Source organism: Pandoraea terrae (assembly GCF_902459695.1).
Lineage (GTDB): Bacteria > Pseudomonadota > Gammaproteobacteria > Burkholderiales > Burkholderiaceae > Pandoraea > Pandoraea terrae.
Map to the genome: position 1 here is coordinate 29,292 of NZ_CABPRZ010000033.1, position 20,673 is coordinate 49,964.

The following is a 20,673-nucleotide window of genomic DNA, read 5'->3' on the forward strand; positions in this document are numbered from 1 at the left end:
AAGTCCGATGGTTGTGGTCATCGACTTATGGTGTAATGACGGCATGAAAACCGGGAGCCCCTTCAAGACCGTCGCACTGATCGGCAAATACAATGCCGACGGCGTTGCCGAGCCACTGCTGGCGCTGGCCGCCTGCATCTCGCAGCGCGGTCATCATGTCGTGTTCGAACGCGACACCGCCCACAATATCGGCGCGGCAGCGGCCGGGTATGGCGCGCTCGACACCCAGCAGATCGGCACGCAAGCCGATGTCGCGGTGGTCGTCGGCGGCGACGGCACCATGCTGGGCGTCGGCCGCCAGCTCGCTTCGGCCAAGGTGCCGCTGATCGGCGTGAACCACGGGCGCGTCGGGTTCATCACCGACATCCCGCTCGACGACATGCGCCAGGTCGTGCCGGCGATGCTGGAAGGGCAGTTCGAGGCCGAACAACGCACCCTGCTGGCCGCGCGCATCGAACGCGAAGGCAATGTGCTGTATGAAACGCTCGCGTTCAACGACGTCGTCGTCAATCGCAGCGGGATTTCCGGCATGGTGGAGCTGCGCGTCGACGTCGATGGCCGCTTCATGTACATGCAACGGTCCGACGGATTGATCATCGCCACGCCGACCGGTTCCACGGCCTACGCACTGTCCGCCTCCGGACCGATCCTGCACCCGATGCTCGGCGGTGTCGTGCTTGTGCCGATCGCACCGCACGCGCTGTCGAACCGGCCGATCGTGCTGCCCGATTCCACCGATATCGTGATCAGCATCGTGGCCGGGCGTGAAGTCAGCGCCAATTTCGACATGCAGAGCTTCACCGAGCTGCGGCCGGGTGACCGCATTATCGTCAAGCGCTCGGCGCATGCCGTCACCTTCCTGCATCCTGTCGGCTACAACTATTACGCCACGCTGCGGCGCAAGCTGCACTGGAACGAACATATCTCCGCGGAAGACGGCCTGTCCTGAACCCGCTCCCTTTCGACCCATGCTACGCAGCCTCTCGATTCGCGATTTCGTGATCGTCGACCGCCTCGACCTGGAGTTTTCCGCGGGTTTTACCGTCTTTTCCGGAGAAACCGGGGCCGGCAAATCGATTCTGATCGATGCCCTGGCCTTGGCGCTCGGTGAGCGCGGCGATGCGAGCATGGTGCGCACCGGCCACGCGCGCGCCGACATCACCGCCGAGTTCGCCGCCGATGCCGCCGCCCGCCCCGACCTGGAAGCCTGGTTGCAAGCCCAGGCCCTTTCGCTCGAAGAGCACGGGGGCGTGCTGCTGCGCCGCGTCCTCGACAGCGGCGGCCGGTCGCGCGCGTTCATCAACGGGACCCCCGCCACGCTCGCCCAGTTGCGTGAGCTGGGCGACATGCTCGTCGACATTCACGGCCAGCACGCGCACCAGCAGCTGCTGCGGCCCGAAGCCCAACGCAAGCTGCTCGACAACCACGCCGACCTGGGCGAACTGGCCGCCGGCACGGCCGCCGCGCATCGCGACTGGCGCCGGCTCGTCAAACGCTGCGAGGAAGCCCGGGGACGCGACCGCGAACTGCAACTTGAGCGTGAGCGGCTCGAGTGGCAGGCGGCCGAGCTCGACAAGCTCGCACCGGTCGAAGGCGAATGGGACGACATCAGCGCGGAGCATCGCCGCCTGTCCCATGCCGCCAGCCTCATCAGCGGCGCGCAAGGCGCCCTCGACGTGCTCGCCGAATCGGACAACGCAATCGTGCCGGCGCTGGGGCACATCGTGCATCAAATGCGCCAGTTCGCCGAAATCGATGGAGATCTGGCCGATACGCTCGCCGCGCTCGAACCCGCCGAAATCCAATTGCGTGAGGCCGTCCATTCGCTGACCCACTACGCGCAGAAGATCGATCTCGATCCGGAGCGGCTGGCCGTGGTCGAACAACGGCTTGACGCACTGCACTCCGCCGCCCGCAAGTTTCGTGTCCAGCCGGCACAACTGCCCACCGAACACGCCGCGCGCCGCCTGCAGCTCGAAGAGCTGACCGCATCGCAGGATATGGCCGCCATGCAAGCCGCCACGGAAGCGGCGCACGCGGCGTACTTGAAGCTCGCGCGCGAACTGTCGAAAGGACGCGCCACAGCCGCTGCATCGCTCTCGCGCGAAGTCACGCGCGCGATGCAGGATCTGTCGATGCCGGGCGGCCGCTTCGAAGTGGCGTTGACGCCCACGCCGGAAGCGCAATCATTCGGACTGGAGACGATCGATTTCCTGGTGGCCGGCCATCCGGGCGTGCCCACCCGTCCGCTGGCGAAAGTCGCCTCCGGCGGCGAGCTTGCCCGGATCAGCCTGGCGCTGCAGGTCATCGCGAGCAGCGCGAGTCTCACGCCCACGCTGATTTTCGACGAAGTGGATTCGGGCATCGGCGGGGCCGTCGCCGAAGTCGTCGGCCGGCTCCTGCGCGAATTGGGACAAGGCCGCCAGGTACTGTGCGTCACGCACCTGCCGCAAGTCGCTGCCCTCGGCCATCAGCATCTGCGTGTCAAGAAACGCAGCGAAGGCGACGCCACGCTGAGCGAGATCGTGCCCTTGGGCCGAGGCGAACGCGTCGAGGAGATCGCGCGCATGCTGGGCGGCGTCGAAATCACTGCCACCACGCGCAAGCATGCGCGGGAAATGCTCGCGCTGTAAGCCCGACACTCGCGTGAACAGGCCCTAGCCCGCTTCCGCAGCGCCGAACACCTCCGACCACAACGCCGACACCGCTGCGCGCTCTTCGGCCACGTCACCGGCGGGCACGCGCGCGGCTTCCACGCCATCGAGCCGCAACTTGTGCTGCTTCTTGCGATAAATGCGATACGCCGCAGCGGCGGCCTCGGCCAGTGGCTCATTGATCAACCCCAGCCTGGCCGCTTCGCGCAACAGTGCGATATTGCCCGCGTTGCGCAGCAGCGCCGGGTGCGCCCCCGAATGCAGCAGCACCAGATACTGTACCGTGAACTCGATGTCGACCATCCCGCCGCGGTCGTGTTTCAGGTCGAACAACGGCGTCGGGTTCGGGTGACCGTCGAGCACCTTGCGGCGCATCGCCACGATTTCCTGCGCGAGCGGGACAGCTTCCCGCTCGGACGCCAGCACCTGTGCACGAATGTCCTCGAACGCCGCGCCGATCTCCGGATCGCCCGCGCAAAAACGTGCGCGCGTGAGCGCCTGATGTTCCCAGACCCACGCCGTGTTGGCGCCGCCTTCGCGGAACTGATACTGACGGAAACTCTCGAGGCTCGTGACCAGCAGCCCCGACAAGCCGTTCGGCCGCAGACGCAAGTCCACGTCGAACAGCGTGCCGGCCGCCGTATGCGTCGTCAGCCATGTGACGAAGCGGCGCGCAAGTGCCGCATAGGCATCGGGCGCGCGATCGTCGTCATCCTCGTACAGGAAGATCAGGTCGAGATCCGATACGTACCCCAGTTCCTTGCCGCCCAGCTTGCCGTAGGCAATGACCGAAAACCGCGGCACGTCGCGATGACGTGACGTAACGTGCGGCCACACCGTCGAGATCGTGACGTCGACGATCGCGTCGGCGAGCTCGGATAGCCGGTCGCTGATCGCTTCGACGGACAGCGCACCCTGCAGATCGAGCAACAGGATGCGGAACACTTCCGCGTGATGCGCACGGCGCAGGATATCCATCTGCACCTCGACGTTGCCCTCCGCGCCGTGGCCGTTGAGACTGCGGCGCAGTTGGTCCTTGAATGCCGGCCAGTCGAACGGCGCGGCCAAGGCCTCATCGTCGAGCAGTTCGTCGAGCAGTTGGGGATGGCGGATCAGGTACCCGGCGGCCCAACGCGAACCGTCGAGCACATGCAATACCCGATCGAGCGCGCGCGGATACTCGGTCAGCAAGGCCAGATACGAACTGCGGCGGCTGATGGCCGAGAGCAAATCCAGAAGCCGGGCGAGGATCGCATCGGGTTCGGGCGTGCCGCTCGCCCCCTCGACCGCGCGTTGGACCAGCAGGGCGAAGCGGCTTCGGCTGGTCTCGTTGAGCGCCTTGTAGCGCGACGAAGTCCAAACCGCGCGCAGGCGCTCCAGCGAACCCGCCGCATCGGTGAACCCGAGGCGCGTGAGCTGTGCCGCAAGATCGGCCGCCTGCGTTTCGTCGGCCAGGCACTCGCTCCACAACTGTGGCGGACATTCGCAATCGCCCTGTCCGGCCGCGCCGCCCGCTTTCGCCTTGTCGGCAAATATTTCGTCGAACTGCTCGGCGACGAACTCACGGTGCTCATCGAGCACGGTCATGAACGACGTTTCGTCCGGGAAGCCCATGGCCAGCGCCACTGCCAGCCGATCCTCCGGCGTGGTCGGCAGGATGTGGGTCTGAGCGTCGTCGAGATACTGGATACGGTGTTCGAGCCGGCGCAGGAACAGATAGGCGTTGGACAACTTCGCCGCCACCGACGCCGCCAGCCAGCCGCGCCGTGCCGCCACGCCGAGCACCGCCAAGGTCGGGCGTACCCGCAACTCCGGCTCCTGGCCGCCGCGGATCAACTGGAACACCTGGGCGCTGAACTCGATTTCGCGAATGCCGCCACGGCCCAGCTTGATATCGTTGATGCGCGCTGGTTTGGCGCGCGCGCGCCGCTCCGCCTCGTGGCGGATCTGCTCATGCAAGGCACGAATCGCCCCGATCACGCCGTAATCGAGATAGCGGCGGAAGACGAACGGCTGCACCAGCGACGCCAACTGGCGTTCGATGCGCCGGGCAGGTTCGCTCGATATCTCCGACACGACACGGCCCTTGATCCACGCATACCGCTCCCACTCGCGGCCCTGCACGTAAAAATACTCTTCGAGCATCGGCAAGCTGCACACGAGCGGGCCGGAGTCGCCATTGGGACGCAGCCGCATGTCAACACGGAATACGTACCCGTCTGAGGTCAATTCGGACAACGCCCCGATCAGCTTGCGGCCCAGCTTCGTGAAAAATTCATGATTGGACAGCAGGCGCAACCCTCCGCCCCCGCCCTGCGCGCCGGGCGGCGGCGCAGTATCGCCGTCGTCCTCAAACAGAAAGATCAGGTCGATGTCCGACGAGACATTGAGCTCGCGTCCGCCGAGCTTGCCCATGCCCACGACGGCGAGTGTCTGGGGATGACCGTCCGGCGTCATCGGTATGCCGTGAATGGCTTGCAACTCGCGGCCGATGACCGTCAGGCCGGCGCGAATCGAGAACTCGGCGAGCAGCGTCATCGCCTCGGTCACTTCAGGCAGTTCGGCACGGCCGTCGAGATCGCGCTGCATCACTGCGCACATCGTCTCGGCACGCATCAGCCGCAGGGCCCGCGCCAGCGCGGCCTCGTCGACGCGGGGATCGGCCGGGTCGCCGCCAGCCAGCGCCGCAAAGCGTTGCGCGAGCCACGTCTCGCTGATAGGATGCGCGGCCAGCTCGGGCAATGCCTCGGCCAAGGCCGGACGACTGGTCAGCATGCGCGCTGCGTAGCGCGAATAATCACGGATTTCGAGTGAACTCACGGATGGGACACCGGTCAGGTCTTAGAGATTGCCTGCAGCGAACAGATCGGTAGGGGAAACGCCTGCCGAGCCACTGCGGGCTTGTGTTACAGTCTTTCGCACACAAACTACCACATTCCCTCGTTCACGCGCAGCATGACCGACCGCCAGCCGCCCGTATCGCCCAACGCGCCCCGGTCCCGGCCCAGATCGACGACACGGATGCTGCGAGCCGCCCGAATCGGGCTGGAGTGGGCGATCGGCCTCGTTATCGGGGCGTATTTCCTGCTCGGCGCGGCCGTGCTGGTCACGCGCTATGTCGTGCTGCCGCGCGTGGCCGACTACCGCCCGCAGATCGAAGCCGCCGCCACCCGCGCGATCGGCCTGCCCGTCACCATCGGCCGCATCGAAGCCGCCTGGCAAGGCTGGCATCCCTATCTGACCCTTGAAGATGTTCGCCTGACGCAAGCCGGCAGCACGCTTCCCGGGCTGTCGCTGCACCGCGTCGACGCAATCCTGTCGTGGAGCAGTCTCACCCATCTTGACTTCCGGCTGTCCTCCCTGACGCTGGTGCAGCCCGATCTGCAGGTGGAGCGGCTTGCCGACGGCAGCCTGCTGGTCGCCGGCATCCCGGCGAAAGGTCCCGGCAACCGGGACAGCGCACAGGCGGCCGACTGGGTCATGCGGCAAGCGCGCGTGACCGTGCGCGATGGCGTGGTGCGTTGGCGCGACGCCACGCGTAACGTGCCCGAAATCACGCTGACTGGCGTCAACGCCACCCTGCGCAACCGAGGCCTCGACCATCGCTTCGGCATGCAGGCAACGCCGTCGGCGGGCATGGTGGCGCCGCTCGACGTTCGTGCCCGCTTCACCCATCCGCTGTTCGCCTCGCCCGGCGACGTCAAACGCTGGCACGGCCAGGCGTATGCCGAGGTCGGCACGCTCGACCTCGCGGCGCTCGCAAAATATGTCACGCTGCCCGACGCGCAGACGCGCGGTAAATCCGCAGCTCGGGTATGGATCGACTTCGACCAGAATGTGCTGACGGCAGTGACGGCCCGCGTGGCCGCCACCGGCGTGTGGGCGCAGCTGGCGGCCGGCTTGCCGCCGCTGAGCTTCGACAGCGGTGAAGCCCGTATCGATGTCCAACGCGTCGACGACGGTTTCTCGGCGAACATCCGCGACCTGACCTTGCGGGTGGCCAGCCGCGCGCCGCTCGAAATTCCCGCACTGCAGGGTACCTACGCGCCTGAGAACGCCCAGCACGGCCTGCGCGTTGCGCTGACCGGCAAACAGCTGGATCTCGGCGCCCTTCTCGCGATTGCGCCGGCGCTGCCCTTGCCGAAGACGGCACACGAATTGCTGGCCAGCTATCACCCGCGCGGCACACTGCGGGACTTCGATTTCAGCTTGCAGCAGCCGCGTCCGATCGGCAGCGGCACAAACTGGCGCGACCTCCCGGGGCTCAAACGCCTGCCGCCGGAGCGCAGCCGATACCGGTTCGTGGCCGATTTCGATAACGCTGGCGTCGACAGCCTGCCGAATCCGAACCCGCCCTCGCATCCGGGCGGCCCGCACGCCGGACGCCCCGGCTTCGATCATCTGAGCGGCCGCATCGACGCCGATCAGGGACGCGGCACCGTCACCCTCGATTCGCGCGGCGCGCTGCTCGACTTCCCCGGCCGATTCGACAATCCGCGTATCGCGCTCGACACGATGGCGGGCCGCGCCACATGGCGCGTCACGCATTCGCTGACCAACCCCGACGAGCCCGCAAAGATCGACGTTCGGGTCGATTCGCTGCGCCTGTCCAACGCCGAAGTGACGGGAGCCGTTGCCGGCACGTGGGCGAGCGGCGGCAAGGGCAATGGTCTGGTCGACCTGCACGGCACCATCGCACGTGCCAACGCCAATGCCGTGCCGCGCTATCTGCCGACCGACATCGGCGCGTCCGTGCGCGAATATCTGTCGAACGCGCTGCTCGGCGGCACCGTGCAAAACGCCCCGTTTGTCGTGCAAGGCGATCTCGAAGACTTTCCGTACGGCCACGGCGGCGGCAAGTTCAAGGTCGATATCCCGCTGCTCGACGCCCGTTTCGACCCTGCGCCGCAGCGCCCCGGCCACCGCCAGTCGTGGCCGCCGTTCGAAGCGATTCACGGCACACTCCATTTTGATGCCGACAAGCTGCGCATCGGCATTGATTCGGCGAGCGCATTCGGCGTCACGCTCTCGCAGGTGCAGGGCGAGATCGCCGGCATCGGGCGCGAGGATGCCGAGCTGACCATTCGCGGCGATACGCGCGGTCCGATGCAGGATTTCCTGCGCTATGTGAATACGAGCCCGGTGGGCGGCTGGATCGGCGACTTCACCACCGACACGCGGGCGTCCGGGCAGGCCCAGCTAGCGCTGCAACTGGTATTGCCGCTCGAACATTCCGACCGGGCCAAGGTCAACGGCCACTTGCGCTTTTTGCGCAACGACGTGATGCTGCTCACCGGCTTGCCGGTCTTTGGCGGCGTCGACGGCGAACTCGCGTTCACCGAACGCGGCGTCCAGCTGGAGAACTTGCGCGGACGCTTCCTCGGCAGCGATATCCGCGCCGCCGGGGGCAGCCGCGAGGACGGCAGCGTCGCCATCACCGTCAACGGCATGGCCAGCGCCGAGGGACTGCGCAACAACGGCGAGAACGCGTCGCTCGCGCAGATCGCCAAGCGTATGAGCGGTGCGGCTGCCTACACCGCGACGGTCAACGTTCAGCGAGGCCTGACCGAAATCGGTGTGCAGTCGAATCTGGCGGGACTGGCCGTCAACCTGCCGGCGCCGCTGGGCAAACCGGCGGAAACCACCATGCCGGCGCGCTTCACGCTGCGCCCCCAAGCGTCGGCGGGCGGCCGCCGGGTCGACGTGCTCGACATGACGATCGGCCCGTTGCAAGCGAATTTCGTGCAGCAGCACGCGGGCAACCGCGTCGAAGTCCTGCGCGGCGGCATCGGCGTGAACCAGCCCGCGCCCACCCCGCGCGAGGGCGTACAGGCCGCGGCGCAGTTCGACACGCTGGACATCGATGCCTGGCGCGCCGTACTGGCCGAGATCGAGGGCGTGCCGGCCGCGGCGCTCGCGCCTGTGCCTTTGCCTTCGCCGGCTTCGTCCGCAACGGCTGCCCTGCCTGCCCGCTCGAGCCAGGCGGCCGCCGCACGTGACGAACTCGGCGCCCTGGGTGCCTACGTGCCGACGCGGGTCGCGTTGCATGCCAGGCAGATCCGCCTGATGTCCCGCTCGTGGCCGGAATTGGTCATCGGCGCCCAACGCGTGGACAATGAGTGGCAGGCGAATCTCGCATCGCAGCTTGTCTCCGGCTTCGTCCAGTGGAAGTCGCCGAATCCGCGCAATCCTTCGGGGCTACTGACGGCGCGGCTGGCCAAGCTCGTGATCCCCAGGGAAGAGCACGGCGATGTGCTCACCCAGGTGCTCGAAGCGCCGAGCGACGAATTTCCCGCCATCGACCTCGTCGTAGGCGACTTCGTGCTGCACGACAAATCGCTCGGCAAGCTCGAACTCGACGCAAGCAACGGCACCGAGGACGGCGTGCCGGTCTGGCAGTTGACCAAGCTCGACCTGACCAACAGCGCGGCCGTATTGGCCATCACCGGCAATTGGCGCACATCGCGCCGGCGCGCGGCCATCGCAGGCGATGGCGAAATTCCGCGCCGCACCGTGCTCGACTTCAAGCTGGACGTCAAGGATGCGGGCGCGTTGCTGAACCGTCTTGGCCTGCCGAAAACGGTCAGGAATGGCGAGGGCACCATTGCGGGCCGTTTCGGCTGGCGCGGCGGCCCGGACGCCATCGACTATCCGACCCTCGGCGGGCGCATGACGGTCGATCTCAAGCGCGGCCAGATCCTGAAGGCCGACCCGGGGCTCGCCAAGTTGCTGGGCATCCTCTCGTTGCAGTCGCTGGCCAAGATCCTGACGTTCGATTTCAACGGACTCGTCGGCGAGGGTCTGCCATTCGACGAAATCAGCGGTCACGCGACCATGCAAAGCGGCGTAGCGACGACCGACGATCTGACGATTTACGCAGGCGCGGCGACGATCAAGGTCGACGGACGGACCGACCTGGCCAAGGAAACGCAGGATCTGAAGGTGCTCGTGCTGCCCAAGATCAATGCGGGCTCCGCGTCGATCGCCTACGCCTTTATCAACCCCGTGCTCGGCATCGGCTCCTTCTTCGCACAACTGGCGCTGGGCGAACAACTGTCCAAGACCCTTTCCAGCGAGTACACCGTGACGGGCTCGTGGGACAACCCGTTGGTCCGGCAAAGCGGCACCAATCGGGGTAAGATGGACGCGTCCCCCATCCAGAGCCCCGGTTCCTGAACGCGAATGCCTATGACCGCCGCCGAGACGATTGCCGCGCCCCAGCCATCCGGCTTGCCGAGTACGCCCGTGAAAGTTGCGGCCGTCCAGATGGTGAGCGCGCCGGACGTCGCCCGCAATCTCGAGGAAGCCGGACGCCGGGTGGCCGAAGCGGCGCAAGCAGGCGCAAAACTGGTGCTTTTGCCCGAATACTTCTGCTTCATGGGCCGGCGCGACAGCGACAAGCTCACGTTGCGCGAAACGCCGGGCGACGGGCCGATTCAGACGTTTCTTGCCGAAAGCGCACAGCGCCATCAGGTCTGGCTGATCGGCGGCACCTTGCCGCTGGCGGCCCCCGAACCCGAGCGGGTGCTGAACACGACGCTCGTGTTCGGCCCGGACGGCAATCTGGCGGCCCGCTACGACAAGATCCACCTGTTCAACTTCGTCAAGGGCGAGGAAGCCTACGACGAAGCACACACGATCCGTCCCGGCGACGCGGTGAGTGCGTTCGACACCCCTTTCGGCCGGGTTGGCCTGTCCGTCTGCTACGATCTGCGTTTTCCCGAGTTGTACCGGGCGTTGGGCGACTGTACGCTCATGGTCGTCCCGGCGGCGTTCACCTATACGACAGGCCGCGCGCATTGGGAGTTGCTGCTGCGCGCGCGCGCGGTTGAGAACCAGTGTTACGTGCTCGCCGCGGCGCAGGGCGGGCGGCATGAAAACGACCGGCGCACCTGGGGCCATACGATGCTCGTCGACCCGTGGGGCGAGATCGTGGCGCAGCGCGAGGACGAGGGCCCGGGCATTGTCGTGGGCGAACTCGACGGCGAGCGGCTTGCCTCGGTCAGGCAGAGCCTGCCGGCGTTGCGCCACCGTGTGCTCGGCGGTTGATGAACACCCCGGGCCCCCCATCTATTGAATTAGCGAATTTTTTTGGCTCGACACACCGCATGAAAATCATCGACATCGGCATTCAGAATCTGGCCACCGCCCGCGAATTGTTGCTGGCGCCCTACGGCCTTGACGAAAGCCACCTGCAGCGTGCGCTCGGCGACATCTTCACGCATCGTGTCGACTACGCCGATCTGTACTTCCAGTACACGCGCAGCGAGGCCTGGAGCCTCGAGGAAGGCATCGTCAAGTCGGGTTCGTTCTCGATCGACCAGGGGGTCGGCGTGCGCGCCGTCGTCGGCGACCGCACGGCCTTTGCCTATTCGGACGACATCTCCGATGCCGCCTTGCAGGACGCGGCGGCCGCGACCCGCAGCATCGCAGCGGCCGGCCGGGGCCGTGCGAAGGTGGGCAAGACGCTCGCCAGCGCGCCGAGCCGCCAGTTGTATCTGCCCTCGGATCCGCTGAACTCGCTCGACGCGAACCGCAAGGTTGCGTTGCTCGAGCGTGTCGAGAAGCTCGCGCGCGCACGCGATCCGCGGGTGACGCAAGTCATGGCGGGCCTGGCCGGCGAATACGACGTCGTGCTCGTCGCCCGCAGCGACGGCGTGATCGCCGCGGACGTCCGCCCGCTCGTACGCGTCTCGGTCACCGTCATCGTGGAATCGAACGGCAAGCGCGAGATCGGCAACAGCGGCGGCGGCGCACGCCTCGACTACGGCTATTTCACCGACGAGTTGCTGGACCAGTACGCGCGTGAAGCGGTGGACAGCGCGGTCGTCAAACTTGACGCCCGCCCGGCACCGGCCGGCTCGATGACGGTCGTGCTCGGTCCGGGCTGGCCCGGCGTGCTGCTGCACGAAGCCATCGGCCACGGCCTGGAAGGCGACTTCAACCGCAAGGGTTCGTCTGCATTCTCGGGTCGCCTGGGCGAGCGCGTTGCGGCCAAGGGCGTGACTGTCGTGGACGACGGTACCCTCTCGAACCGCCGCGGTTCGTTGAACATCGACGACGAAGGCAACGCCACGCAGTGCACCACGCTGATCGAAGACGGCGTGCTCAAGGGCTATATGCAGGACAGCCTCAATGCGCGTTTGATGAAAATGCCGGTGACAGGCAATGGCCGGCGCGAATCGTATGCCGCCCTGCCGATGCCGCGCATGACGAACACCTACATGCTGGCCGGCGACAAGGATCCGAAGGAAATCATCGCCTCGGTCAAGCGCGGCTTGTACGCAGTGAATTTCGGCGGCGGCCAGGTCGATATCACGAACGGCAAATTTGTCTTCTCGACATCCGAAGCGTACATGATCGAAGATGGCAAGGTGACTTATCCGGTCAAGGGCGCCACGCTGATCGGCAACGGTCCGGAAGCGCTCAAGGAAGTGACCATGATCGGCAACGACATGGCGCTCGACTCGGGCGTGGGCGTATGCGGCAAGGAAGGCCAGAGCGTCCCGGTCGGCGTGGGTCAACCGACGCTGCGTATCGAGAACATGACCGTCGGCGGTACTGCCTGAGGGTATTGGCCCCAAAAATGCGTGAGGACCAGCAAAGCGCCCCATGGAAATGGGGCGTTTTCGCATTTTTTTGAAATATGACGCGAAACTGCCGCAAAACTTTACGCGATAATGCAGGAGTTCCGCAGGATTTTGCGACGTTTGCGCCAAGCGGCGCTTGCAGGCGCTGGAAAATCGCGATATAAAGTCGTTGTTGTGCGCGCCGAAGCAATGCGTAGATCGCCATGCAGAGGCCTCGCCCCGAGTTTTTGCAACGTGCCTTAGGTCACATTCACTGATCGACGCCCGAACGCCATGTCCGCCAAGTTTTATTTTTATTTTTTTGCGAATCTCACACCGCTGGCGGACGGAGAGGGGCGCTAACGCACCGACAGAATCCCGAAAAAACCGCCAGCGAGTCTGGCGGTTTTTTTTTGTCCCACACGAACACCGTAGTTGCATTGATCATTTCAGGAGAAAGAGCATGCCACCCCACAATACCGATGATGTCCGTATCCGCGAGCTCAAGGAACTGACGCCCCCGGCGCATCTGATCCGCGAGTACGCGTGCTCCGAGCGGAGCGCGGATCTCATCTACCAAACACGCGGGGCCATCCACCGCGTGCTGCATGGGATGGAAGACCGCCTTGTGGTGATCATCGGGCCGTGCTCGATTCACGATCCGAAGGCGGCACTGGAATACGCAGGGCGCCTGGTCGAACAGCGCGAGCGTTTCAAGGACGAACTGGAAATCGTGATGCGGGTGTACTTCGAGAAGCCGCGCACGACGGTGGGCTGGAAGGGTCTGATCAACGACCCGCACATGGACAATAGTTTCAAGATCAACGACGGTCTGCGGATGGCCCGCGAGCTGCTCGTCGGGATTAACGAAATGGGCTTGCCGGCCGGCACGGAATACCTCGACATGATCAGTCCGCAGTACATCGCGGATCTGGTGTCGTGGGGCGCGATCGGTGCACGCACGACGGAATCGCAAGTGCATCGCGAGCTGGCATCGGGCCTGTCGTGTCCGGTCGGCTTCAAGAACGGCACCGACGGCAACGTCAAGATCGCGGTGGACGCGATCAAGGCGGCGTCGCAGCCGCACCATTTCCTGTCGGTGACCAAGGGCGGCCACTCGGCCATCGTGTCGACCTCGGGCAATGAGGATTGCCATCTGATCCTGCGGGGCGGCAAGGCGCCGAACTTCGATGCGGCGAGCGTTCAAGCCGCATGCGACGATATCTCGAAGGCCGGCCTGGCCGCACGCGTGATGGTCGATGCGTCGCACGCGAACAGCCAGAAGAAGCACGAAAACCAGATTCCGGTATGCGCCGATATCGCCCGCCAGATTGCCGGCGGCGAGGAGCGCATCATCGGCGTGATGGTCGAGTCGCATCTGGTCGCCGGACGTCAGGACCATGTGCCGGGCAAGCCGCTCACGTACGGCCAGAGCGTGACCGACGCATGCATCAACTGGGAAGACAGCGTCGGCGTGCTCGAGAACCTCGCCGAAGCCGTGCTGCAGCGGCGGCTTGGTCGCGGCGCGGGGAATTGAACAGTCGCTGGTTGTTGCTTTTTACACCATCGTAGGTTGGGCGGCTCCCGGTGGCTTCACGCTTCCGGGGCCGCCAACAGACCTAATTTTGCTTCGCAAAATCAGCTCTATTACCGGCGTCATGCGTCGAGAAACGCTCGCGAATCGTGTAGCGTTGTCAGTGATTGACGCAGTGGGGCCGCCCGCCGGACGTAGGTTCACGCGGGTTATTCTCCCGGCGTCTCCCCATCCCGTCCTCGTTGCCAGAGGACGTCTGTCCCGCCATCCGCTCTATTCAGTACCCGCGCCAGGATAAACATCAAATCGGAAAGGCGGTTGACGTATTGGCGCGGCGCGGGATTCACGGTTTCCTCTTTTCCTAGCGCCACCATCGCTCTTTCCGCACGTCTGGCCACGGTCCGGACGATGTGGGCCTGTGCCGCCGCGCGCGTGCCACCCGGCAGGATAAATTCGGCCAGTCGCGGCAGGTCGGCGTTGTATCGCGCAATCCAGCCGTCAAGTTTGGCGACTTGCGCGTCCTTCAGCAAGGTCTCGCGCGGCAGGCTCAACTCGCCGCCGAGATCGAACAGGTCGTGCTGAATATCGATCAGCAACGCGCGCACGTCAGCGGGGAGTGCCTCGCACAGCAGCACGCCAATGTGCGAATTTGCTTCGTCGACCTCACCGATGGCCACGATCCGCAAGTTGTCCTTGTCCACCCGCCCGCCGTCGCCAAGGCCTGTCTTGCCGCCGTCGCCCGTGCGCGTCGTGATCTTGCTCAAACGATTGCCCATTTTCTCTTGTCCCGCCGCATCCTGCGGCCTCCGATTTCTTCGCCCACCGGGAGCGCATGCGCCTATGATAAGACGCCACGCTGTAGAAAACCGCCGTCACGGCGTAAAATCATAGCCTGTCGGACGAATTCGCATCGGCGCCATCCGGTCCTCTCCGGGAATGTTGCGACGCAGCATATTCGTTCGCCCCCCAAAATGCTGTTGCCGGCCCGTCGCCCCTCGTGTTCAGTTCACTGTCGCACGGACGGGGCGGCTGCCGGAGACCGAAGGAGTTTGCCGTGAATCATCCGCATCCGCCGTTTGGCGCCAAACGTCCGTTTCCTGACGCGCTGCTCACCGAGTTGCAATCGCTGCTCGGCGAGCGCGTCAGTACGAAGGACGCCGTGCGCGAACACCACGGCCGGGATGAGTCGCCGTTCGATCCGATGCTGCCCGATGCGGTCGCGTTTGCACACAGTACCGACGAGGTCGCGCAGATCGTCAAGCTGTGCGGCAAGTACAACGTGCCGATCATCCCCTACGGCGCGGGTTCTTCGCTCGAAGGCCATCTGCTCGCCGTGGTGGGCGGCCTCTCCCTTGATCTGTCCGAAATGAATCAGGTGGTATCGATCAATGCGGAAGACCTGACGGCCACGGTCCAACCCGGGCTCTCGCGCAAGGCGCTCAATGAAGCCCTGCGCGATACGGGTCTGTTCTTTCCGATTGATCCGGGCGCGGACGCCAGTATCGGCGGGATGTGCGCCACCCGCGCCTCCGGCACGAATGCGGTGCGCTATGGCACGATGCGCGAGAACGTGCTGGCATTGACTGTGGTGCTCGCCGACGGCCGGGTCATCAAGACCGGCACGCGCGCGCGCAAGTCTTCCGCCGGCTACGACCTCACCCGCGTGTTTGTGGGCAGCGAAGGCACGCTCGGCATCATTACCGAAGCAACGGTGCGGCTCTACCCGCAGCCCGAGGCCGTGTCGGCCGCGATCTGCGCGTTCCCGAGCATGGGCGACGCGGTCAATTGCGTGATTCAGACGATTCAACTCGGCGTGCCCATCGCGCGCGTGGAGTTCGTCGACGCGCTCGCGGTACGCGCGATCAATCGCCATTCGAAGCTGACGCTGCCCGAAACGCCGACGCTGTTCTTCGAATTTCATGGCAGCGAGAACGGGGTTGCCGAGCAGGCCGAAACGGTCCAGTCGCTCGCCGCCGATAATGGCGGACACAATTTCGAATGGGCGACGCGCACCGAAGACCGTAACCGCATGTGGAGTGCGCGTCATAGCGCGTACTTCGCGATGTTGCAGCTCAAGCCCGGTTGCCGCGCGGTCACGACCGACGTCTGCGTGCCGATCTCGCGCCTGGCGGAATGCGTGGCGGAAACGGAAGCGGACCTGCAAGCGTCGTCGCTGCCGTGCCCGATCGTCGGCCACGTGGGCGATGGCAATTTCCACGTCGCGATCCTGATCGATCCGGACAAGCCCGCCGAAATCGAAGAGGCGGAACGCATCAATCAACGTATCGTCGAGCGCGCCATCCGGATGGACGGCACGTGTACCGGCGAACACGGGATCGGCCTGCACAAGATGACTTTCCTTGTGACCGAACACGGTGAAGACGCCATCGACGTCATGCGCAGCATCAAGGCAGCCCTCGATCCGCACAATCTGTTCAATCCGGGCAAGATCTTCGACATGCGGGCGGCCAGCTGAGCCCGCCGTCATGGGCGCGCCCTGATCGCGCGCCCGGGTGCGCCCCCGACCGGGCGCGGCAGCATTCTTCGCGCGGGAAGCATCGGCTTTGCGCGACTGGAACGACCCTATGAACGCCCCCATCTCCGCCCCGAACGTTGTCCTCGATGCCGCGCAGGAGGAGCGCCAGCGCCAACTGCTGATGGCGCTCGATCAGGTATTGCCGCCGCATTGCCTGCTGCATCGCCGCGAGGATACGACACCTTATGAATGCGACGGCCTCGCGGCGTATCGCCGCGTGCCGCTCGCCGTGGCGCTGCCGGAAACCGAATCGCAGGTGCAACGCATTCTGCAGGCCTGCCATCAGCTCGGCGTGCCGATCGTGCCTCGCGGCGCCGGCACCGGCCTGTCCGGCGGCGCCCTGCCGATCACGGACGGGCTGGTCCTCTCGCTGGCCAAGTTCAAGAAGATCGTCGAGATCGATCCGTATGCGCGCACGGCCACCGTGCAGCCCGGTGTGCGCAATCTCGCCATCTCGGAAGCGGCCGCTACCTACGGTCTCTACTACGCGCCGGATCCGTCCTCGCAGATCGCCTGCACCATCGGCGGCAACGTCGCGGAAAACTCGGGCGGGGTCCATTGCCTCAAGTACGGCCTGACTGTCCATAACGTCCTGCGCGTGCGCGCCATCACGATGGCCGGCGAAGTCATCGAATTCGGCTCGCTCGCCCCGGACGCGCCCGGCCTCGACCTGCTGTCCGTTTTCATCGGCAGCGAAGGGATGTTTGGCGTGGTGACCGAAGTGACGGTCAAGCTGGTGCCGAAGCCCCAATCCGCGCAAGTGGTCATGGCCAGCTTCGACGACGTGGAAACGGGGGGCAACGCGGTCGCCGCGATCATCGCGGCCGGGATCATCCCGGCCGGTCTCGAAATGATGGACAAGCCGGCCACGCAAGCGGTCGAAGAGTTCGTGCACGCGGGATACGATCTCGATGCCGCCGCCATCCTGCTGTGCGAGTCCGACGGCACGCTCGAGGAAGTCGCGGAGGAAATCATGCGCGTCACGCACGTGCTCAAGGCCAGCGGCGCGACGCACATTCGCATATCACGCAGCGAGGAAGAACGCTTGCGGTTCTGGTCCGGCCGGAAAAATGCCTTCCCCGCCGCAGGCCGTCTTTCGCCCGATTATTACTGTATGGACGGCACCATTCCACGCCGCGCAATTGGGACATTACTCAAACGCATCGAAGGCATGGAACTGCAATACCGCCTGCGCTGTATAAACGTGTTCCACGCGGGCGACGGCAATATGCATCCGCTGATCCTGTTCAACGGCAACGATCTTGACGAATGGCACCGCGCCGAAGCGTTTGGCGCCGACATTCTCGAAGCGTGCGTCGAATTGGGCGGCACGATCACGGGCGAACACGGTGTCGGTGTCGAGAAAATCAACTCGATGTGCGTGCAGTTCTCGCCCGAAGAGCGCGACGCGTTCTTCGCGGTGAAGCGCGCGTTCGACCCCGTGGGATTGCTCAATCCGGACAAGGGCATCCCCACACGCGCGCGCTGCGCCGAATACGGCAAGCTGCACGTGCGGGGCGGGCTCTTGCCGCACCCTGATCTGCCGAGGTTCTGACGCATGAAGTGGCTGGCCGGCAAACTGCCGCACGATTGGCGGCAACGCCTGTATATCATCATCTTCGAGGCCGACACGCGCCCGGGCCGCCTGTTCGACCTCGCGCTGCTCATTGCGATCTGCCTGTCGGTACTGACGGTCGTCGTCTCAAGCGTGTCCGCCGTGCAGGACCGTGCCGGGCGCTTCATGACGATCCTCGAGTGGCTGTTTACGATCGCCTTCACGCTCGAATACATCGCCCGGCTTGTCAGCGCGCACCGCCCGATGCGCTATGCGCTGTCGTTCTACGGCATCATCGACGTGATCTCGATCCTGCCGACCTATCTCGCGATCCTGGTGCCGGAACTGCACGGCCTCATCGATGTGCGCATGCTGCGCCTGATGCGCGCGTTCCGGATCCTCAAGCTGACGGCCTACGTCAATGAAGCCGGCGTGCTGAGCCGGGCGCTCCTCAACGCGCGCCGCAAGATTTTTGTGTTTCTCGGCTTCATCTCGATCGTCGTCGTGATCTTCGGCACGCTGATGCACGTTATCGAAGGGCCGGAGCACGGATTCACGAGCATTCCGATCGGCATCTACTGGGCCATCGTCACGCTGACGACGACCGGTTACGGCGACGTCGTGCCGGTCACCGGCCTGGGCAAGGCCATCACCGGCTTCGTCATGCTGCTCGGTTATAGTGTCATTGCCATTCCGACCGGCATCATGGGCGCCGAGATTCATTCGGTCATGAAGGAGAAGCCGGTGACGACGCGAACGTGCGTGCATTGCCTGACCGAAGGGCACGAAACCGACGCGCGTTTTTGCAAGCACTGCGGCGAGCCCCTGCCGCCCCACCAAACCGACACTGCGGCCACGCCCATCCGATGAACGCGACCCTGGACCAATTCCGAGCCGTTGTCGAAAACGCCACTGCGCGCCGCGCGCCCTTGCAACTGCGCGGCGGGGGCACCAAGGCCTGGTACGGCCAGCAACACGTCGGCGAAGTGCTCGATACCCGGCCCTACCAAGGCATCGTCGCCTACGATCCGGCCGAGCTGGTCATTACCGCGCGCTGCGGCACGCCGCTGGCCGACATCGAAGCCGCGCTCGCCGAGAAGAATCAGTTGCTGCCGTTCGAGCCGCCGTACTTCGGCCCGGGCGCCACGCTCGGCGGCTGTGTCGCGGCCGGACTCTCGGGACCGCGGCGGCATACCGTCGGCGCGGTACGCGACTTCGTCCTCGGTGCACGGCTCATGGACGGGAAGGGCCAGATTCTCAATTTCGGCGGCCAGGTCATGAAGAATGTGGCCGGGTATGACGTCGCGCGCGTGCTCGCGGGTTCGCTTGGCACACTGGGATTGATCCTCGAGGTCTCGCTCAAGGTCCTGCCGCAGCCGTTTGCCGAGCTTACGCTGCAGTTTGAGATGAATGCGATCGACGCGGTGCGCAAGCTCAATGAATGGGGGGGCCAGCCGTTGCCAATTACCGGGAGCGCGTGGCGCAGCGATTTGCTCGTGATTCGTCTCGCGGGAGCATCGGCCGCGATCAAGGCCGCGCGTGTCAAGATGGGTGGCGAGCTTGTCGATGCGATCCACGCCGCCAAGTTCTGGCATGCGATCCGCGAACAGACCGACGGCTTCTTTGCCGATGCCGGGCCGGATCAGGCATTGTGGCGCCTCGCCGTACCGTCGATCACGGAGCCGCATCGCCTGCCAGGCAAACAACTGATCGAATGGGGCGGCGCGCAGCGCTGGTGGATCACCGATGCCGACGCCCAGATCGTGCGCAGCGCGGCGCGTCAGGCCGGCGGCCATGCCACGCTGTTCCGCTACGGCGATCCGAGTGTGAGCGTCTTCACGCCGCTGCCGACCCCGCTCATGCGCATTCACCGCAATCTCAAGGCGGCGTTCGATCCCGCCGGCATCTTCAATCCGGGCCGCATGTACGCCGAGCTTTAACCGCCGCGCCAATCCAGCAGCGCGGCGAGCTTGCTGCGGCGCAGCCGGCGTCCGGCGGCGCACGGTTGAGCGCGATCGCCGGCGCCGAGACCTGCGCCCGGAGGGTTGGCCCTCAACGCTTCAGCTGCCGCTCGATATCTGCCCTGACCGCCTCGGGCTTGGTCGTCGGCGAATAGCGCGCGACGACCTTGCCGTCGGCATCCACGAGGAACTTGGTGAAGTTCCATTTGACGACCTTCGTGCCGAAAAAACCGCGCTTGGCAGACGTCAGGTAGCGATACAGCGGCGCGGCCTTCTCGCCCTTGACGTCGATCTTGGCAAACACCGGAAACGACACGTTGTAGCGCGTATCGCAAAACGCGCGAATCTCGTCCGCATTGCCCGGCTCCTGCTGGCCAAATTGATTGCACGGAAACGCCAGCACTTCAAATCCGCGCGGGCCCAGCGTTTCGTGGAGCGTCTGCAGACCGGCGTACTGCGGTGTGAACCCGCACTGACTTGCTGTATTGACGATCAACAGCACTTTGCCACGGTAACGGTCGAGACCGACGGTCTCGCCCCCCGGCGTTTCCACGGAAAAATCGTACACGGTGCTCATCATGACTCCGGCAAATCGGACGAATTGAATCCAGCGACAGGGAAGATGCCAGGGCGGACATCCATGCGGATGCCCCGCCGAAATCCAGTGGCGGTCCGGCTGTCGTACCTAGTTGATTAGTCTGCCACACCCCGGCGCCTTGCGGATGACGCCCATGACGGCGGGTTTGGCCTCTCACTGCAGCGAGCGGTAGCACCTCGTTTGCCCGAGGTAGCACCTGCTCAATCTGAAAGGCTATAATCGTTGACCGTTCCCCCGGTACGCGTCCTCGCGGCACCGGGCGGGTG

The 20,673-nt window shown here is 65.2% G+C and carries 13 protein-coding genes; 10 read left to right on the forward strand and 3 right to left on the reverse strand.

What is annotated here, in order from left to right:
• Positions 1–43 precede the first annotated feature (43 nt).
• Both PTE30175_RS25215 and recN read left to right on the forward strand, forming a co-directional pair.
• Positions 44–949: an NAD kinase gene (locus PTE30175_RS25215; protein ID WP_150699813.1), complete on the forward strand. Its 906-nt coding sequence runs from the start codon at positions 44–46 to the stop codon at positions 947–949.
• A gap of 19 nt (positions 950–968) precedes the next feature.
• On the forward strand, positions 969–2,633 hold the full coding sequence (recN, locus tag PTE30175_RS25220) for a DNA repair protein RecN (RefSeq protein ID WP_150699814.1): 1,665 nt from the start codon (positions 969–971) through the stop codon (positions 2,631–2,633).
• 24 nt (positions 2,634–2,657) lie between these two features.
• Here the strand turns inward: recN and glnE are convergent, their stop codons facing one another.
• Positions 2,658–5,474, reverse strand: coding sequence for a bifunctional [glutamate--ammonia ligase]-adenylyl-L-tyrosine phosphorylase/[glutamate--ammonia-ligase] adenylyltransferase (glnE, locus tag PTE30175_RS25225; RefSeq protein WP_224788970.1), 2,817 nt, complete (start codon positions 5,472–5,474; stop codon positions 2,658–2,660).
• 201 nt (positions 5,475–5,675) lie between these two features.
• Here glnE and PTE30175_RS25230 point away from each other — a divergent pair, with 201 nt between their 5' ends.
• From PTE30175_RS25230 to aroG, 4 genes are all read left to right on the forward strand, one after another.
• Positions 5,676–9,830, forward strand: coding sequence for a YhdP family protein (locus tag PTE30175_RS25230; protein WP_191629210.1), 4,155 nt, complete (start codon positions 5,676–5,678; stop codon positions 9,828–9,830).
• Between the two features lie 12 nt (positions 9,831–9,842).
• Entirely contained in the window at positions 9,843–10,703 is an 861-nt protein-coding gene (locus PTE30175_RS25235) for a carbon-nitrogen hydrolase family protein (RefSeq protein WP_150699816.1), read from the forward strand.
• Positions 10,704–10,762: 59 nt separating this feature from the next.
• On the forward strand, positions 10,763–12,223 hold the full coding sequence (gene tldD, locus PTE30175_RS25240; protein WP_150699817.1) for a metalloprotease TldD: 1,461 nt from the start codon (positions 10,763–10,765) through the stop codon (positions 12,221–12,223).
• A gap of 463 nt (positions 12,224–12,686) precedes the next feature.
• Complete coding sequence (gene aroG / locus PTE30175_RS25245; RefSeq protein WP_150699818.1) at positions 12,687–13,760, forward strand: 3-deoxy-7-phosphoheptulonate synthase AroG; 1,074 nt, start codon at positions 12,687–12,689, stop codon at positions 13,758–13,760.
• Between the two features lie 206 nt (positions 13,761–13,966).
• Here the strand turns inward: aroG and PTE30175_RS25250 are convergent, their stop codons facing one another.
• Positions 13,967–14,533 (reverse strand): cob(I)yrinic acid a,c-diamide adenosyltransferase, encoded by a 567-nt coding sequence (locus tag PTE30175_RS25250; RefSeq protein WP_150699819.1) that lies wholly within the window; start codon positions 14,531–14,533, stop codon positions 13,967–13,969.
• Positions 14,534–14,811: 278 nt separating this feature from the next.
• Between PTE30175_RS25250 and PTE30175_RS25255 the strand changes: the two genes are divergently transcribed.
• From PTE30175_RS25255 to glcE, 4 genes are all read left to right on the forward strand, one after another.
• Complete coding sequence (locus PTE30175_RS25255; RefSeq protein WP_150699820.1) at positions 14,812–16,233, forward strand: FAD-binding oxidoreductase; 1,422 nt, start codon at positions 14,812–14,814, stop codon at positions 16,231–16,233.
• 109 nt (positions 16,234–16,342) lie between these two features.
• A complete protein-coding gene (locus PTE30175_RS25260) occupies positions 16,343–17,848 on the forward strand; it encodes an FAD-linked oxidase C-terminal domain-containing protein (RefSeq protein ID WP_150699821.1) in 1,506 nt (501 codons plus the stop codon).
• Between the two features lie 3 nt (positions 17,849–17,851).
• A complete protein-coding gene (locus tag PTE30175_RS25265) occupies positions 17,852–18,718 on the forward strand; it encodes an ion transporter (RefSeq protein WP_150699822.1) in 867 nt (288 codons plus the stop codon).
• A complete protein-coding gene (gene glcE / locus PTE30175_RS25270) occupies positions 18,715–19,788 on the forward strand; it encodes a glycolate oxidase subunit GlcE (protein WP_150699823.1) in 1,074 nt (357 codons plus the stop codon). The genes PTE30175_RS25265 and glcE overlap by 4 nt, the downstream gene beginning before the upstream one ends.
• Before the next feature lie 112 nt (positions 19,789–19,900).
• Here the strand turns inward: glcE and PTE30175_RS25275 are convergent, their stop codons facing one another.
• Positions 19,901–20,386, reverse strand: a complete 486-nt coding sequence (locus PTE30175_RS25275) for a glutathione peroxidase (RefSeq protein WP_150699838.1) — start codon at positions 20,384–20,386, stop codon at positions 19,901–19,903.
• Between the last annotated feature and the right edge of the window lie 287 nt (positions 20,387–20,673).

Excerpts from the sequence above, each read along its gene's own strand:
- PTE30175_RS25215 (WP_150699813.1), top strand. The coding sequence starts at position 44 with ATGAAAACCGGGAGCCCCTTCAAGACCGTCGCACTGATCGGCAAATAC.
- recN (WP_150699814.1), top strand. The coding sequence starts at position 969 with ATGCTACGCAGCCTCTCGATTCGCGATTTCGTGATCGTCGACCGCCTC.
- PTE30175_RS25230 (WP_191629210.1), top strand. The coding sequence starts at position 5,676 with ATGCTGCGAGCCGCCCGAATCGGGCTGGAGTGGGCGATCGGCCTCGTT.
- PTE30175_RS25235 (WP_150699816.1), top strand. The coding sequence starts at position 9,843 with ATGACCGCCGCCGAGACGATTGCCGCGCCCCAGCCATCCGGCTTGCCG.
- tldD (WP_150699817.1), top strand. The coding sequence starts at position 10,763 with ATGAAAATCATCGACATCGGCATTCAGAATCTGGCCACCGCCCGCGAA.
- aroG (WP_150699818.1), top strand. The coding sequence starts at position 12,687 with ATGCCACCCCACAATACCGATGATGTCCGTATCCGCGAGCTCAAGGAA.
- PTE30175_RS25250 (WP_150699819.1), bottom strand. The coding sequence starts at position 14,533 with ATGGGCAATCGTTTGAGCAAGATCACGACGCGCACGGGCGACGGCGGC.
- PTE30175_RS25260 (WP_150699821.1), top strand. The coding sequence starts at position 16,343 with ATGAACGCCCCCATCTCCGCCCCGAACGTTGTCCTCGATGCCGCGCAG.
- PTE30175_RS25265 (WP_150699822.1), top strand. The coding sequence starts at position 17,852 with ATGAAGTGGCTGGCCGGCAAACTGCCGCACGATTGGCGGCAACGCCTG.
- glcE (WP_150699823.1), top strand. The coding sequence starts at position 18,715 with ATGAACGCGACCCTGGACCAATTCCGAGCCGTTGTCGAAAACGCCACT.
- PTE30175_RS25275 (WP_150699838.1), bottom strand. The coding sequence starts at position 20,386 with ATGAGCACCGTGTACGATTTTTCCGTGGAAACGCCGGGGGGCGAGACC.